This is a genomic window from Hamadaea tsunoensis DSM 44101, from assembly GCF_000428945.1.
In the GTDB taxonomy this organism is placed as follows: Bacteria; Actinomycetota; Actinomycetes; order Mycobacteriales; family Micromonosporaceae; genus Hamadaea; species Hamadaea tsunoensis.
The window spans coordinates 37,709-53,139 of the sequence record NZ_AUAX01000019.1; the positions used below are offsets into that span (position 1 = coordinate 37,709).

Consider the following 15,431-nt stretch of genomic DNA (forward strand, 5'->3'; position numbering starts at 1 on the left):
GGCGTACGCCGGTGATAGGAAGAGGGCGTGAGCTGCGTGAAGGTCCGGTGACATGTAGGGTAGATTCTTGACTCGTTCCAGAAAACGGGCAAGACTCGGGGTGAGGCGACGACTCGCCGGCCGCTGTGCAGTCCTGCCCGCGGGCCGATCGCGATCCGCCTGATTCGCCACGTCACGGAAGGAATCTGATGTCCGAGAACCACGACGCCGTCGTTCACGACGCGGAGGCGGGCGCCGAATCCCGTTGCCCCGTCGCGCACGGGCGCGCGCCCCACCCGACGCAGGGCAGCGCCAACCGCGGCTGGTGGCCGAACCAGCTCAACCTGAAGATCCTCGCGAAGAACCCGGCCGTGGCGAACCCGCTCGGCGCGGAGTTCGACTACGCGAAGGCCTTCGCGACGCTCGACCTCGCCGCCGTGAAGAGTGACATCGCCGAGGTCCTGACGACCTCGCAGGACTGGTGGCCGGCCGACTACGGCCACTACGGCCCGTTCATGATCCGCATGGCCTGGCACAGCGCCGGCACCTACCGCATCAGCGACGGCCGCGGCGGCGCCGGGGCCGGGCAGCAGCGGTTCGCGCCGCTCAACAGCTGGCCGGACAACGGCAACCTGGACAAGGCCCGCCGGCTGCTGTGGCCGGTCAAGAAGAAGTACGGCCAGGCGCTGTCCTGGGCGGACCTGATGATCCTCACCGGCAACGTGGCGCTGGAGTCCATGGGCTTCCAGACCTTCGGCTTCGCCGGCGGGCGCCCCGACGTGTGGGAGCCCGACGAGGACGTCTACTGGGGCCCCGAGACCACCTGGCTCGGCGACCAGCGCTACTCCGGCGACCGCGACCTGGAGAACCCGCTGGCCGCGGTGCAGATGGGCCTCATCTACGTCAACCCGGAGGGCCCGAACGGCAACCCGGACCCGATCGCCGCGGCCCGCGACATCCGCGAGACGTTCCGCCGCATGGCCATGAACGACGAGGAGACCGTCGCGCTGATCGCCGGCGGCCACACCTTCGGCAAGACCCACGGCGCCGGCCCGGCCTCCAACGTCGGCCCGGAGCCCGAGGCCGCCGGCCTGGAGGAGCAGGGCCTGGGCTGGCGGAACGCGTACGGCACCGGCAAGGGCGGCGACGCGATCACCAGCGGCCTCGAGGGTGCCTGGACGAACACGCCGACCGCCTGGGACAACAGCTTCTTCCAGATCCTGTTCGGCTACGAGTGGGAGCTGTCCAAGAGCCCGGCCGGCGCGCACCAGTGGAAGCCGAAGGACGGCGGCGGCGCGGGTACCGTGCCGGACGCGCACGACGCGGCGAAGAGCCACGCGCCGACGATGCTCACCACCGACCTGTCGCTGCGCTTCGACCCGGTGTACGAGCAGATCTCGCGGCGCTTCGCCGAGAACCCGGCCGAGTTCGCGGACGCGTTCGCCCGGGCCTGGTTCAAGCTGACCCACCGCGACATGGGCCCGATCGCCCGCTACCTCGGCGCCGAGGTCCCGTCCGAGGTGCTGATCTGGCAGGACCCGGTGCCGGCCGTCGACCACGCGCTGGTGGACGCCGCCGACGTCGCCGCCCTCAAGGAGCAGATCCTCGGCTCCGGGCTCACCGTCGCGCAGCTGGTCTCGACCGCCTGGGCCTCGGCCTCGACGTTCCGCGGCAGCGACAAGCGCGGCGGCGCCAACGGTGCGCGTATCCGCCTCGAACCGCAGAGCGGCTGGGAGGTCAACGACCCGGACGACCTCGCGATCGTGCTGCGTACGCTGCGGGGCGTCCAGGAGAACTTCAACGCCGCCCAGTCCGGCAAGAAGATCTCGCTGGCCGACCTGATCGTCCTCGGTGGCGTCGCGGCCGTCGAGAAGGCCGCCCGTGACGGTGGCGTGCCGGTCGAGGTGGCGTTCACGCCCGGGCGTACCGACGCGTCGCAGGAGCAGACCGACGTCGAGTCGTTCGTGCCGCTGGAGCCGGTGGCCGACGGCTTCCGCAACTACCTGGGCAAGGGCACCCGCCTGCCGGCCGAGTTCCTGCTGGTCGACAAGGCCAACCTGCTCACGCTGAGCGCGCCGGAGATGACCGTGCTCGTCGGCGGCCTGCGGGTGCTCGGCGCCAACGCCAAGCAGTCGACGGCCGGCGTCTTCACCGACAAGCCGGGCACGCTGACCAACGACTTCTTCGTGAACCTGCTGGAACTGGGCACCACCTGGACGGCCGCCGAGGACGGCGAGACGTTCGAAGGGCGTACCGCCGCGGGCAAGGCCCTGACCGGCAGCCGGGTGGACCTCGTCTTCGGCTCCAACTCGGAGCTGCGGGCCGTCGCCGAGGTGTACGCGAGCGACGACGCGAACGAGAAGTTCGTCCGCGACTTCGCGGCGGCCTGGTCGAAGGTCATGGACCTGGACCGCTTCGACCTGCGCTGATCCTTCGCTCGGGCCGGCCCGCCAGGGTCGGCCCGAGCGCGCCTTTCACCACGATCTTCGCCTCGCGACCGGAAACCATTCCTCCATATCGGACAGTCGCGACAAAGCCAGGCGGAATATGGGCCGCGCTCGGCGGCAGGGGTGCTTTCCTCGCAGGTCGGTCGCGTTCGATCATGTCCTGCCCGTGCGGCCGCGACGTCCTGCCGCGATGCGGGAACGATCTTCCATTTCGCAAGATGCTGCTGTTGATTTCGTGATCATTTACGGCTGAGGTGTGTTTTCAAGCCCTCCCCGCATGATTGTTTACGCGTCAGGTGTAGCCAGGGGCGGTCAGCGTGCTCCGGAGCCGTAATTGATCATGCATCGAGTGGCTGTTTTACACCTGGGCCGTAAACGATCACCCGCGCCGACTAGCCGACTGGCGTCACGCCTCCATATCGGACAGTCGCGACAACGCCAGAGGCGAAGGGTGAAGCGGTGACCGAACCGCGGTGAAGGATGCTTCGCCCCACTCACCTGGCAGTGGAGGCCTCGGAGCGAAGCGGAGGGGTCGGAACGGTCTCCCGCGCGAGGAGCGGAGGTGAGATCGACGAACCCGGGACGAAATGCCTTTCAAGATTGTTTCTCGGCCAGGGCGGCGATGCGGCCGATGATGTCCGGCCACAGTTCCTCGGGCAGGTTGTGCCCCATCCCCGGGTGCGCGACGTACGCCGCCCCCGGGATCTGCCGGGCGGTGTCGTGGCCGGCCGCGACGCGGACCAGGGGATCTTCGGCGCCGTGGAAGACGAAGGCCGGGCAGGTGATCGTCGACAACGCGGGTACGCGGAGTCTGCGCATCGCGGTCGTCTGGCGTTGCGTGGTCAGCGGGTCGCGCGGGTGGCGGTCGTAGCTGACCCCGGCGGCCTCGCGGGCCCAGGTCTCGGGGAACCGGTAGCCGGGCGAGCCGACGGCACGGTAGACCGCGACGATGTTGTCGATCTCCTGCTCGCGGGTCTTGGCCTGGGGGAGGCGGGCGAGCTTGGCGATGGTGCCGAGCCGGACGTAGCGGATCATCGACAGCAGGCCGGCGGTGACGGGCGCGCCCATGCCGGAGGTCATCGTGCGGACGCGTTCGGGGTGCAGGAGGGTCAGCGCCTGGGCGAGGCCGGCCCCCATGGACGCGCCGAAGACGTGGGCGCTGCGCCAGCCGACCGCGTCCATGACCGCGAGCGCGTCGTCGACCATGTCCTGGCCGGTGTACTTGTCGCCACGGGCGAAATGGGTCGACAGGCCGGTGTCGCGGTTGTCGAAGCGGACGACGGCGAAGCCGCGGTCGACGAACTGTCGGCAGAAGGCGTCCGGCCACCAGTTCATCTGGAAGTCCAGGCCCATGATCATGAGCAGCGGTACGCCCCGCGCGGGGTCGCCCAGCACCTCGTAGGCGATCTTCACGTCCTTGTTGCGGGCGTACTCCACGACGTCCTCCTGTGTTTTTGCAATGCGGTCGCATCGCCAAACTCAGCGTAGCCGTGTGGATCACCGTTTTGCAATACAATCGCATGGCTAACTGGTGGCACATGCGCATCGCGGACCGAAGGGAGGAACCGGTGCCCAAGCAGGTCGATCATGTGGAGCGGCGGCAGGCGCTGGCTCAGGCCGTGTACGCCGTCATCGGCGAGCAGGGCATCGAGGCGGTCAGCCTGCGGGACGTGGCCCGGCAGGCGGGCGTCTCGATGGGGGCGGTGCAGCACTACTTCGACACCAAGGCGGAGATGCTCCTGTTCGCGCTCAGCCATATGCGGGAGCGGGTCGGCCGGCGGCTGGCGGCCGAGATGGCCCTGCTGCCGCAGCCGGCCACCCGGCGGGACACGGTCCGGCACGCCCTGCGGGCGATGATGCCGGTCGACGGGCCGAGCCGGGAGGAGGCGACCGTCAACGTCGCCTTCTTCACGTACGCGACCGTCGACCCGGCGTACGCCGACCAGCTCCGAGATGGGTACGCGCACGTGCTCGACCTGATGCGGTCCTGGCTGCGGGCCGCGGCGGACGCCGGCGAGCTGCGCCGGGGCGTCGACCCGGCGGCGGCCGCGACCACGCTCTACGTGCTGACCCAGGGATTCGTCGGGCCGCTGCTCATCGGCGTCTTCGACGGGGACGAGGCCATGGCCCTGATCGACCGGTCGCTGGACCAGATCTTCCGGCCGGGACCGGGGTGATCTTCCGGCCGCCCATCGGGGTGATCTTCCGGCCGCAACCGGCGCTGTAGCCAAACCCTGTGATCGAACCCTGACTAGGGGTAAGAAAGTCCGCCGACCCTTCTGAACCGGGCGAAACCTGCGTAGTCTCCCGCTGGGAGGTTTCCGCGTGCGTACTCAGCCCCGTCTGCGGCCGGTTCGCCGGATCCGGATCGCGCTGCGCAGTGCCGCCGTCGTGCTGGTGATCGTCGCCGGATTGGCGGCCTGGCTCGCCGGCCCGGCCGCGAGTCCCCTCACCGGAGACCGCAGCGCCGCCGACGTGGGCCCGTGCCTGCGGGCGCCGGCACCCCGTGAGCTGCGCGGCCTGTGGATCACCACCGTCCGCAACTCGGACTGGCCGAGCAAGCCGGGTCTGCCCGAGGAAACCGTCAAGGCCGAGTTCATCGGCTGGCTCGATCTCGCCGTCAGGCTCAACTTCAACGCGGTCTACGTCCATGTGCGGCCGAGTGGCGACGCTTTCTGGCCCTCGGCGTACGCGCCCTGGTCGTATTGGCTCACCGGGCGCAAGGACGGCGCCGATCCGGGCTGGGACCCGATGGCCTTCATGGTCGGCGAGGCGCACAAGCGCAATCTCGAATTCCATGCCTGGTTCAATCCCTACAAGGCGAGCCAGGACGCCACCGCCGCGCAGCTGCCGCCGGGCGATCCGGCTCTCGCGCATCCGGAATGGCTCGTCACGTACCCGCCGACGGGCGGCGATCGGCGGCTCTACTTCGATCCCGGAATCCCGGCCGCGCGGACGTTCGTGGAGGACTCGATCCTCGAAGCGGTCGGCAAGTACGACATCGACGGAGTCCACTTCGACGACTTCTTCTATCCGTATCCCGGCAACGGCGGCGGCTTCCCGGACAGCGCCTCCTTCGCGGCGTACGGCAACGGCATGGGCCGCGACGACTGGCGACGGCACAACGTCGACCTGCTGGTCCAGGAGATGAGCACCCGGATCAAGGCGCTCAAGCCGTGGGTGAAGTTCGGCATCAGCCCGTTCGGGATCTGGCGCAACAACACCTCGGACCCGGCCGGCTCGGCGACGAAAGGGCTGGAGGCCTACAGCGCCATCTACGCCGACACCCGCCACTGGGTCCAGGCCGGCTGGCTCGACTACATCGCGCCCCAGCTCTACTGGAACATCGGTTACAGCGTCGCGAACTTCACCGTCCTGCTGAAGTGGTGGGAGGACGTCGTGAAGGGGACGCGTACGGACCTCTACATAGGACTCGCGGACTACCGGGTCGGCCAGTCGGGCGCCTGGAAAGACCCGGCCCAGCTCGACCGCCAGCTCACTCTCATCGAGGCGCCCGGCGGCGCCGCCGGCGCCATTCACTTCACCGCCTCGGACCTGCGCGCGAACCGGCTCGGCTCGGTCACCCGCTACGTCAGGGCCCATTACCCGACGCCCGCGCTCGTCCCGCTGATGGGCCAGCTCCAGCATCAGCGGCTTTCCTATCCACCGGTACGCGCAGCCGGCGACACCGGATCCGTCACGTGGTCGCCACCGCACGGATCCGATCAGCCGGCGAGTTACGCGGTCTACCGTGCGGTGAAGCCGAACGACCCGGCGACCCTCGTCGCGGTGGTACGCGCGACCGGCGGCCGCCAGACGTGGACCGACCCGGCCGCCGGGCGGGCCGACCACTACTGCGTCACGGCGTTGGACCGCCTGGGGAATGAGACTTCCTGACCGTCTGCAGGAGACCGTGCACGAAGGTGAGCTTGTGGCCGTCCGCGTACGCCTGCCATTGCGAGGGCGCCTCGGGCTGCGTCTCCCGGGCGCCGGGGTAGTTCGCGAGGACGTCGCCGACGACGCAGGACCACGGGGCCAGCCGCTCGACCGGCGGCAGTGCGGGGACGGGGGAGTCCGGGCGGCGTACGAGCCAGCTGTGCAGGATCTGGCCGCCGAACCCGGTCATCGCCTCGAACCGCAGGTCCGGCCACAGTCCCGGCAACGGCCACGCGTACGCGGTGAAGGTGACGTCGCCGTACGGTTGCGCGTACTCGTCGTCGGGCGGGCCGAGAACCGCCTTGTACAGCGACAGTCCTTGGGGGCCGCGCCGCGTACGCAGCAACGACTGCCACCGGTTGTGCGCGGCCATGTATTCGGCGTGGGTCGCGCCCATCTCCCCATAGGCCTCGATGACGAGTTCGGGGCAGAAGTCGGCCATGCGGCGCAGCAGCATCAGCTGGAACTCGCGGCGGGCGAAACCAAGCACGCGAAACCGTACCATTTCAGCTGGTAGACCGGCCCGTTGATCCCGTTTGGATCAGGTATTTCACCCGAATCTTGGGCCATGATCCGGGTGAAATACCTGATCCAAACGGGATCAAGGGACGGGGGCCAGGGGACGGGATCAAGGGCCGGGGGTCAGGGGCCGCGGAGTGGGCGGGCTAGACGTGGGCGGCGGTCCAGCAGGTGTCGTGGGTGTGGCAGTTGATCAGCCCGGCCAGCGCCGCGTGCAGGGCCGAGCGCCGGGCGGCGGTCAGCGTACCGGCGATGTTGTCCAGCTGGTCCGGGTCGGCGACGCGGTCGTAGTACTCGATCTCGCCGGTCGTGTACTCGACGTAGGTGTAGGTCGCGGTGCGCAGGGCTTCGTAGGTCGTCGGGTTCCCGTTGCGCTGGGTCTGCGCGTCGGGGTCGTCCGGCGCGGTGTTCGGCCCGTGGTGCTCGATCAGCGAGCCCGTCCGCCAGGCGGGCGCCGCCTCGCCGTGGATCAGGTTCACCAGGCTCCGGCCGTCCACATCGGATCCGACGTCCGCTCCGCCGAGGCGCTGGAACGTCGGCGCCAGGTCGATGTTCTGCACCACCTCGGTACGCGTGACCCCCGCCGGAACGCCCGGCCCCGCGACGACCAGCGGTACGCGGATGTCGGTGTCGAACGCGGTCTGCTTGCCGCCGGTGAGCCGGTACTCGCCCATGTGGAATCCGTTGTCGGAGCTGAAGACGAGGTAGGTGTTGTCCGCGACCCCGCTCGCGGTCAGCTGCGCCCGGAGGTTCGCGATGAGCCGGTCGACCGCCTGGACGGCCTGGGCCCGCTTGCGGAAGTTGGTGTCCATCGTGGACTTCTCGGCGGCGGTGAGCGGCGGGTTGGACGCGAGCCACGCGGGCGCGTTCGCCGGCGTCGTGTCGTACGCGGCCGGCCGCGGCGCGGTCAGCCCCGGGAACTTGTCGAGGTCTTGATTCGCCGGCGTGAACGGCGAATGCGGCGCGAACGTCGCCACCTCCAGCAGGAACGGCTTGCCGGCCGCGGCGGACTGCTGGATGAACGCCTTTCCCTTGCGGGACAACACTCCCGTCAGGTAGTCGGCCGGATCGGCGCCGTAGTGCACGACACTGTGGTTCTCGTTGAGGTCGTAGTTGTACTCCGGGTACCCGTTGCCCGCGACGTCCCACTCCGACCAGCCCGGCGGGATGTAGGGCTGGGTCCCGCCCTGGGTGTCGGCGGGCTGGTAGCCGTTGAGGTACTTGCCGAGGAAGCCGGTCGCGTACCCCTGGGCCTGCAGCGCGGTCGCGAACGTGTGCTGCTCGTTGCCGCGGCCCTTGAAGGTGGCGAACCCGCCGTCGCCACCGCCGTTGGTGAAGACCCCGGTGTCGTGCGGGAACTTGCCCGTGAAGATCGAGGACCGGGACGGGCAGCAGAGCGAGTCGGTCACGGTGTAGTTCGTGAAGGTCACCCCGTCGCGCTGCAACTGCTGCACCTGCGAGAGGTAGGGGACCAGGTTCCAGGCCAGGTCGTCGGTCAGGATGAAGACGATGTTGGGCGGCGGGGCGGCGGCGGCCTCGGGCGCGGGGACGGCGCGCGCCGGGGTCACGGCCGCGAGCACGGCCACTCCCACGGCACCGAAAGCCGCGAGGCGGCGAATAGTACGCATACCGACAATCCTGGTGGAAAGTTGTGATCCGTCGGCCAACAAAATGTCAGAGATCCATGAATAGGAACCCGAGCGCTACATCGAACGGTTCGGGCGTACGTGCTCAGGCGCGTGTCCTCCTGAGCCGGGCGTAGACCGCCAGCACGACCGCCGACCAGGCGATCCCCCACAGCGTCGGCCACAGCAGCGCCGCGAAGTCGGTCGGGTCGGCCGCGGTCACCCGGGCGGCGGGCATCAGCGGCGGGGCCAGGAACGGCACCGGCGAGTTCTTGAGCCCCAGCACGATCGCGAGCAGCGAACCGCCGACGAGCGCCAGCGCACCCCATCCCGCGTTGCGCAGGAGCGCCCGGCTCGACAGGGCGCCGATCCCGACCGCGGGCGGCACGACGAGCAGGTGCGCCCAGAGCCCGGCGATCAGCTGGGCGGCGAGCGTACCGTGCTCGGGGGGCTTGATGCCGCCGATGATCCAGGGCAGCCCCAGGGCGATGACGATCGCGCCGAGCGCGGCGACGCCGGCCACGACCAGGCCGGCGGCCAGTTCACCCCCGGCCGAGCCGACCGCGACCCGGGCCAGCCGGCGCTGCACGTCCGGCTCGCCGTCGAGGATGATCTTCGTCTGCCAGGCGATCATCGGGAAGATCACGACCGAGGTGAACGCGTACGCCTCGCCGGCCGTCGCGGCCCCGCCGCCGTAGGCGATGCCGATCAGGGCCACCGCGCACAGCAGCGGGGCCAGCGCCCGGCCCGATCGCAGGAACGCGCGCAAACGCATGTACGCCAACGCTTTCACGACTGAACCGTCCGCTCCGGCTCGCGTACCCGCAGAATGTTGTGGCCCTGGGCGCGCCAGGCGGCGACCGCGACGGCGACCTGGTGTGCGGGCACCGAGATCTCGACGACGCAGTCGGCGGCCTGCGTCTCGCGGACCGCGAGTGTTCCGTCCACAAGGGACCAAACGGTGGCCTCGGGCAGCTTCGCGGTCTCGCCGCGGTGGTCGCTGACGAGCGTGCGGCCGCCCGCCGCCGCGACCTCGCGCACCAGCTCAGGGACCAGATCGCGGGTGGCGACGTCGAGCCCCTCCCACGGTTCGTCGAGCACGAGCAGCTCCGGCTCGCCGATCATGGCCTGCGCGAGCCCGACCTTCTGCGCGGTGCCCTTGCTCAGATCCTTGAGATCCACATCGGCGTACGCGGAGAGCCCCAGCCGTTCCAGCCACGCGTCGACGGAGCCGGACCCGTGGCCGAGGACGGCGCTCATGTGCCGCAGGTAGCGGCGGGTGGTGAACGGCTGGTCGGCCGGGAACTTCTCCGGCACCCAGCCGACCCGGCGCGGCCGGTCGACGACCCGGCCCCGAGTCGGCGTCAGTACGCCCGCCAGCACCTGCAGCAGCGTCGACTTGCCGGCGCCGTTGCGGCCGGCGAGGACGACGACCTCGCCCGGGCCGAGGGAGGCGGAGATGCCTTGGAGCACCCAGGGGCCGGACCGCGCGTAGCGCAACCAGAGATCCTCACACCGCATGCGCGAGAGGTTCTCACAGCTTCCTGAAAGGTGCCTGTCACCCGGCCCGCCACGTGGCGGCGTCGATGCTGATCAGGTCCTCGTCGGCGGGCTCGTCCTCCCAGGGCGCCCACTCGATCCGGAACCCCTGGCGCAGCCGCTGCGCCACCGCGTACGCGACCCCGCCGACGTCCTCCTGGCGGATGCGGCCCTGGCGGATCATCAGCTGGGCGTAGATCTCGTTGGCGATCTCGTTGCGCAGCCTGCCCAGCTCCTCGGGGAGGTCGTCGTCGTGGCTCATGTCGTCAGCGTGGTCTTCTACCCCCGGGTAGGCAATCGCCCGCCTACTTCCTCACAACCCTCGTTCTTCCCGGCAACCCTCGTTTGCCGCCGTCCCGGTCGGGGGAGTGGTCGGTGTGCTTCCCCCCAAGCAGGCTTCCGCCGCGCGTACCACCGCCGTCGTCCTGGGCATGGTCCTGCTGACCGTCCTCGTGCTCGGCGTCGTCTACGAGGCGCGGCGCGTACTGATCTGGATCATCGTGGCCGGCTTCTTCGCGGTCGCGCTGTACCCCGTGACCAACTGGGTCGAGCGGCGGGCCGTCTGGATCAGACGCTGGCTGTCCACCCTGCTGGTGTTCCTCGGGGTGTGGACGGTCCTCGGCGGGCTGATCACCCTCATGGTCATGCCGCTCGTCAACCAGGGCGGCCAGCTGACGACCCAGCTGCCGGACATCGTGCACAGCACCCCAGGAGGGCCGCGGGCCGCTCGGCGACCTGCTCCGGCGTACGCACCTGCTGGGCTTCGTGCAGAGCCACGACGACCAGGTCCGCGAATGGGTCACGGGGCTGAACGGCTCGGCCCTGCACTACGTCCAGTCCGTCGCGTCCGGCGTCGTCGGCACGATCACGATCTTCGTGCTCGCGTACCTGATGGTGCTGGAGGGGCCGATCATCATCGACGCCTGCCTGGCCCTGTTCGACGACGAGGCCGCCGCCCGCATCCGCCGCGTCGGCCACGACTGCGCCCGCACGATCACCGGCTACATCAGCGGCAACCTGCTCATCAGCCTGATCGCGGGCACCCTGACCTACATCGTGCTGCTGATCCTGCACGTGCCGTTCGCCGGGCTCATCGCGCTGTTCGTGGCCATCACCGACCTCATCCCGCTCATCGGGGCGGCCCTCGGGGCGATCGTCGCGATCCTCGCGGCCCTCACGCACTCGGTGAGCGCCGCCGTGATCCTGCTCGTCTTCTTCGTCATCTACCAACTCGTCGAGAACCACCTGCTGCAGCCGCTGATCTTCGCGCGTACGGTGAACCTCAACCCGCTGACCGTCCTGGTGGCGATCCTGGTGGCGGGCGAGCTGGCCGGGGTGCTCGGCGCGCTGCTCGCGATCCCGCTCGCGGGGATCGCGCAGGTGATCGTCCGGGACGTGTGGGACACGCGGCGAGGCCGGCTCAAGCCCGAACCGACTACAGGGCCGGCAGAGGATTCCCCCGAGACGCCCCGGCAAACATCGGGCGCGCGTGACGAGAGCCGCTCGGTGCCGGTCGTTTAACCCGCGCGCCGCTGGGCACCGCTTCCGGCATGACACTGGTTCTCGGGCGTACGCACCGGCGGTATCGCAGCCTCCTGCGGCTGGCCGGCACCCACCTGGCCGCCGACGCCGGCAGCGTGGCCGTCACCGCGCTCGTGGCCGGGTGGCTGGCGTTCGTCCGGCTGCCGCAGGCCCATCCCGGCCGGGCCGCGTCCGCGTACGCGCTGGCGGCCATGGCCGGGCTGATCGTGCTGGCCGGTTCCGTGGCGGCGCACGAACTCGCGTACGCGTACGCCGCCCGCCGGTCCGGTATGGACGCGGGCCGGCTGATGTACGACCTGACCAGCATCCGGGCGGCCCGGGGCACGGCCGAGGAGCGCTGGGCGGGCTCGACCGCCAGCATCATCCTGTGTGGACTGTTCGGTACGGCGGCCGCCGCGGCGTTCATCGGCGGCGTCGACGGGATGGCGGTGACCGTGCTCAACCACGCCGGTCTGGTCAACCTGCTTCTGGCCGTGCTCACCGCCGTGGTGCGAGCGCGTCGGACCCGCCGCTCACCGAGGCCGGCCCCGCACGCGGAGGAGGCGGCCACCGAGATCCTTCAGCTGAAGGCGATCGGGAATCCCACGTCGAAGACCACGTCGTCCATCGCCGCCGACGGGAAGTCCGTCCAGTAGGTCTCCCGGGGCGCCGCGACGATCGCGTACCCGTTGGCCGTGATCCAGCGGTCGATCGCGGCGTACACCTCGCCGAGGCCGCCGGTCACCACCGTCTCCTTCGTGACCCGGACGTACGCCTCCCGATGCGCCGGAACGGTCCGGACCGGTACACCCGCCGGCGCCGCCGCGTCCGCACGCAGGGGAGCGCAGACCTCGACGGTCACCGGTCCCTCGTGCGGGTCGCCCTCGTAGATCGCGACGAACACCGGTTCGTCGTCGAACGCGCCCCGCTCCAGGTACGCCAGCTCGGCCGTGCCCGCCGCGGCGTCGCCCGCGCCGCGGTGGACGTCGGCCATGGCCTCGGGCAGCCACTTCTCCAGTCCGGCCTGGTCGACGTCGCGGCTCTCGGTGACGACGACGAGGGCGGGGACGTCGCGTACGGATATCTGCATGCGTCGAGCATGAACCTTCCCCCAGGGACAGGGTCAACTCGCCTCGACCTCGTCGGCTGGGCAGAGGTCGTCGATTTGCTGATCGTTTGCGGCTGAGGTGTAAATCCGACCCGATCTGCATGATCGTTTACGTCTCCGGAGCGCGTTGACCGGCCTTTGCGACACCAGGCGCGTAATTGATCATGCAGATCGGCCCGGATTTGACACCCCAGCCGCAAATGATCGCCCACCCGCCGATCCAGTCAGCCCCATATCGGACAGTCGGGACAAAAGCTGGAGTGCAGGGATGAGACGGTGACCGGGGGGCGGTGAAGGATGCGTCGCCCACTCACCTGGCAGTGGAGTCCCCGGAGCGCAGCGACAGGGCGGAACGGTCTCCCGCGTGAGGAGCGGAGGTGAGATCGGCGAACCCGGCACAAAAGATCTTGACCGTGAGTCGATGCCCAAGATTCGGGTGTTTTCCCTGATCCAAGCCGGATCTTGGGGGCGGGGAGGACTTTCTTCAAGCCTTGTATTGACTTACGTACTATCAGCAGAATAGCGTGCGGTCGATCTGTTACTTAACTTTCCTGTCAGGGAGGTTGACCCATGCGACCGAACAGGATGCGGCTCCGCCCGCTGCGCCTGCTCGCCGTCCTCGCCGTCTCGGCCCTCGCGGCCGCGACCGGCTTCATCGCGCTGACCAGCGGCACCGCCCTTGCCGCCGGTACCGGCGCCATCACCGGCTACGGCGGCAAGTGCGTCGACGTGGCCGGCGCCAGCTCCGCCAACGGCACAGCGGTGCAGCTCTACACGTGTAACGGCACTGCCGCCCAGACCTGGACCGTCGGTTCCGACGGGACCGTGCGCGCCCTGGGCAAGTGCATGGACGTGACCTCCGCCGGCACGGCCGACGGAACCAAGATTCAGCTGTGGGACTGCAACGGCACCGGTGCCCAGCAGTGGACCCCCTCGGGTCTTGAGCTGATCAACGCCGCTTCCGGCAAGTGCCTCGACGCGACCGGGCCCAGCTCGGCCGACGGGACGCGGCTGCAGATCTGGGCCTGCGCCAACAGCGCCAACCAGCAGTGGAACCTGCCCGGCGGCTCGACGCCGAGCCCGACGCCCACCGGCACCGGCGGCGGCACGACGAACCCGGACTTCGGCCCCAACGTCTTCGTGTTCGACCCGTCCATGTCGAGCTCGACGATCCAGTCGCGGCTCAACTCCACGTTCAACTCCCAGCAGACCAACCAGTTCGGCACCCAGCGGTACGCCCTGCTGTTCAAGCCGGGCACGTACAGCAACGACGTGAACGTGGGCTTCTACACGCAGGTGGCCGGCCTCGGGTTCTCGCCCGACAACGTGACCATCAACGGAGCCGTCCACGCCGAGGCGGACTGGTTCCAGGGCAACGCCACGCAGAACTTCTGGCGGGACGCCGAGAACCTGTCGGTCAGCCCGTCGTCGGGCACCGACCGCTGGGCCGTATCCCAGGCCGCGCCCTACCGCCGCATGCACGTACGCGGCAACCTCGCACTCGACGACGGCGGCTGGTCGTCGGGCGGCTGGATCTCCGACACCAAGGTGGACGGGCAGATCCAGTCCGGTTCGCAGCAGCAGTGGATCACGCGTAACTCCCAGGAGGGCTCGTGGTCGGGCTCGAACTGGAACATGGTGTTCGTCGGCGTACAGGGTGCTCCGGGGCAGTCGTTCCCGAACCCGCCCTACACCACCGTCGGCAGCGCCCCCGTCGTACGCGAGAAGCCGTTCCTCTACGTGGACGGCGCCGGCGCGTACAACGTGTTCGTGCCGGGGATCCGGACGAACGCGGTCGGCACCACGTGGTCGGGCGCGACCCCGCCCGGGCAGTCGCTGCCGCTGAGCCAGTTCCAGATCATCAAGCCCGGCGACTCGGCCGCGACGATGAACTCGGCGCTGGCCGCGGGTAAGAACCTGCTCGTCACGCCGGGTGTCTACCACCTCAACCAGACCCTCAACGTGACCCGCCCCGACACGGTCATCCTCGGTCTGGGCCTGGCCACGCTGATCCCGGACGGCGGCATCACGGCGCTCAGCGTCGCCGACGTCGACGGGGTGAAGCTGGCCGGCCTGCTCGTCGACGCCGGTACCACCAACTCCGGCGTACTGGCGGAGATCGGGCCGTCGGGCTCCTCGGCCGACCACTCCGGCAACCCGACCACGCTCTCCGACGTGTTCTTCCGCGTCGGCGGCGCCGGGGTCGGCAAGGCGAGCGTCAGCCTGCGGATCAACAGCAACAACGTGATCATCGATCACAGCTGGATCTGGCGGGCCGACCACGGCAGCGGCGTGGGCTGGACGTCCAACACCGCGGCCAACGGGCTCGTGGTCAACGGCAACAACGTGACCGCGTACGGGCTGTTCGTCGAGCACTACCAGCAGTACCAGGTCATCTGGAACGGCAACGGCGGACGCACGTACTTCTTCCAGAACGAGATCCCGTACGACGTGCCCAACCAGTCGAGCTGGATGAACGGCTCGACCCAGGGGTACGCCGCGTACAAGGTGGGCGCGTCGGTGACCTCGCACGAGGCGTGGGGGCTGGGCAGCTACTGCTACTTCAGCAGCAACCCGAGCGTCGTGCTGGCCCACTCGTTCGAGGTGCCCGCGGTGTCCGGGGTCAAGTTCCACGACCTGGTGACGGTCTCGCTCGGCGGCACCGGCACGATCAGCCACATCATCAACAACACCGGTGGGCCGTCGAACTCCGGCACCAACGTGGCCAACCTGGTGAACTTCCCGTAAGCCTGTCCC

The 15,431-nt window shown here is 69.6% G+C and carries 13 protein-coding genes and 1 pseudogene; 7 read left to right on the forward strand and 7 right to left on the reverse strand.

Translation table 11 applies throughout. The features are described from left to right. Positions 1 to 188: 188 nt before the first annotated feature. A complete protein-coding gene (gene katG, locus G401_RS0125485; protein WP_027344699.1) occupies positions 189 to 2,408 on the forward strand; it encodes a catalase/peroxidase HPI in 2,220 nt (739 codons plus the stop codon). Between the two features lie 612 nt (positions 2,409 to 3,020). On the opposite strand, the gene G401_RS0125490 is transcribed toward katG, so the two are convergent. Then, positions 3,021 to 3,863, reverse strand: a complete 843-nt coding sequence (locus tag G401_RS0125490; RefSeq protein ID WP_027344700.1) for an alpha/beta fold hydrolase — start codon at positions 3,861 to 3,863, stop codon at positions 3,021 to 3,023. A gap of 131 nt (positions 3,864 to 3,994) precedes the next feature. Between G401_RS0125490 and G401_RS0125495 the strand changes: the two genes are divergently transcribed. Both G401_RS0125495 and G401_RS0125500 read left to right on the forward strand, forming a co-directional pair. Then, positions 3,995 to 4,603: a TetR/AcrR family transcriptional regulator gene (locus G401_RS0125495; RefSeq protein ID WP_027344701.1), complete on the forward strand. Its 609-nt coding sequence runs from the start codon at positions 3,995 to 3,997 to the stop codon at positions 4,601 to 4,603. Between the two features lie 148 nt (positions 4,604 to 4,751). After that, positions 4,752 to 6,323, forward strand: coding sequence for a glycoside hydrolase family 10 protein (locus tag G401_RS0125500; RefSeq protein WP_245601839.1), 1,572 nt, complete (start codon positions 4,752 to 4,754; stop codon positions 6,321 to 6,323). On the opposite strand, the gene G401_RS48380 is transcribed toward G401_RS0125500, so the two are convergent. The 5 genes from G401_RS48380 to G401_RS0125525 form a co-directional block, all read right to left on the reverse strand. Then, the gene (locus G401_RS48380) at positions 6,286 to 6,852 is read right to left on the reverse strand and encodes a hypothetical protein (RefSeq protein WP_157546313.1); all 567 of its coding nucleotides are present in this window, start codon (positions 6,850 to 6,852) and stop codon (positions 6,286 to 6,288) included. The genes G401_RS0125500 and G401_RS48380 overlap by 38 nt on opposite strands. A gap of 175 nt (positions 6,853 to 7,027) precedes the next feature. Beyond that, entirely contained in the window at positions 7,028 to 8,509 is a 1,482-nt protein-coding gene (locus G401_RS0125510; protein WP_034593103.1) for a sulfatase family protein, read from the reverse strand. A gap of 103 nt (positions 8,510 to 8,612) precedes the next feature. After that, entirely contained in the window at positions 8,613 to 9,299 is a 687-nt protein-coding gene (locus G401_RS0125515) for a hypothetical protein (protein ID WP_027344704.1), read from the reverse strand. Continuing rightward, positions 9,296 to 10,027 (reverse strand): ATP-binding cassette domain-containing protein, encoded by a 732-nt coding sequence (locus G401_RS48385; RefSeq protein ID WP_034593106.1) that lies wholly within the window; start codon positions 10,025 to 10,027, stop codon positions 9,296 to 9,298. Before G401_RS48385 ends, G401_RS0125515 begins: the two co-directional genes overlap by 4 nt. A 37-nt stretch (positions 10,028 to 10,064) precedes the next feature. Continuing rightward, the gene (locus G401_RS0125525) at positions 10,065 to 10,307 is read right to left on the reverse strand and encodes a hypothetical protein (protein WP_027344705.1); all 243 of its coding nucleotides are present in this window, start codon (positions 10,305 to 10,307) and stop codon (positions 10,065 to 10,067) included. Between the two features lie 169 nt (positions 10,308 to 10,476). On the opposite strand from G401_RS0125525, the pseudogene G401_RS58640 reads away from it, so the two are divergent. From G401_RS58640 to G401_RS0125535, 3 genes and pseudogenes are all read left to right on the forward strand, one after another. Continuing rightward, a pseudogene (locus tag G401_RS58640) lies at positions 10,477 to 10,689 on the forward strand (AI-2E family transporter); the annotation flags it as partial. Between the two features lie 121 nt (positions 10,690 to 10,810). Then, on the forward strand, positions 10,811 to 11,566 hold the full coding sequence (locus G401_RS48390) for an AI-2E family transporter (protein ID WP_169734251.1): 756 nt from the start codon (positions 10,811 to 10,813) through the stop codon (positions 11,564 to 11,566). A 29-nt stretch (positions 11,567 to 11,595) separates the two neighbouring features. Further along, positions 11,596 to 12,222 carry a zinc metalloprotease gene (locus tag G401_RS0125535; protein ID WP_027344706.1) on the forward strand — a complete coding sequence of 209 codons (627 nt, stop codon included), beginning with the start codon at positions 11,596 to 11,598 and terminating at the stop codon, positions 12,220 to 12,222. On the opposite strand, the gene G401_RS53320 is transcribed toward G401_RS0125535, so the two are convergent. Next, positions 12,147 to 12,656 (reverse strand): GyrI-like domain-containing protein, encoded by a 510-nt coding sequence (locus tag G401_RS53320; RefSeq protein WP_051367146.1) that lies wholly within the window; start codon positions 12,654 to 12,656, stop codon positions 12,147 to 12,149. The genes G401_RS0125535 and G401_RS53320 overlap by 76 nt on opposite strands. Positions 12,657 to 13,244: 588 nt before the next feature. Between G401_RS53320 and G401_RS0125545 the strand changes: the two genes are divergently transcribed. Next, positions 13,245 to 15,422, forward strand: coding sequence for a ricin-type beta-trefoil lectin domain protein (locus tag G401_RS0125545; RefSeq protein ID WP_051367147.1), 2,178 nt, complete (start codon positions 13,245 to 13,247; stop codon positions 15,420 to 15,422). Positions 15,423 to 15,431 lie beyond the last annotated feature (9 nt).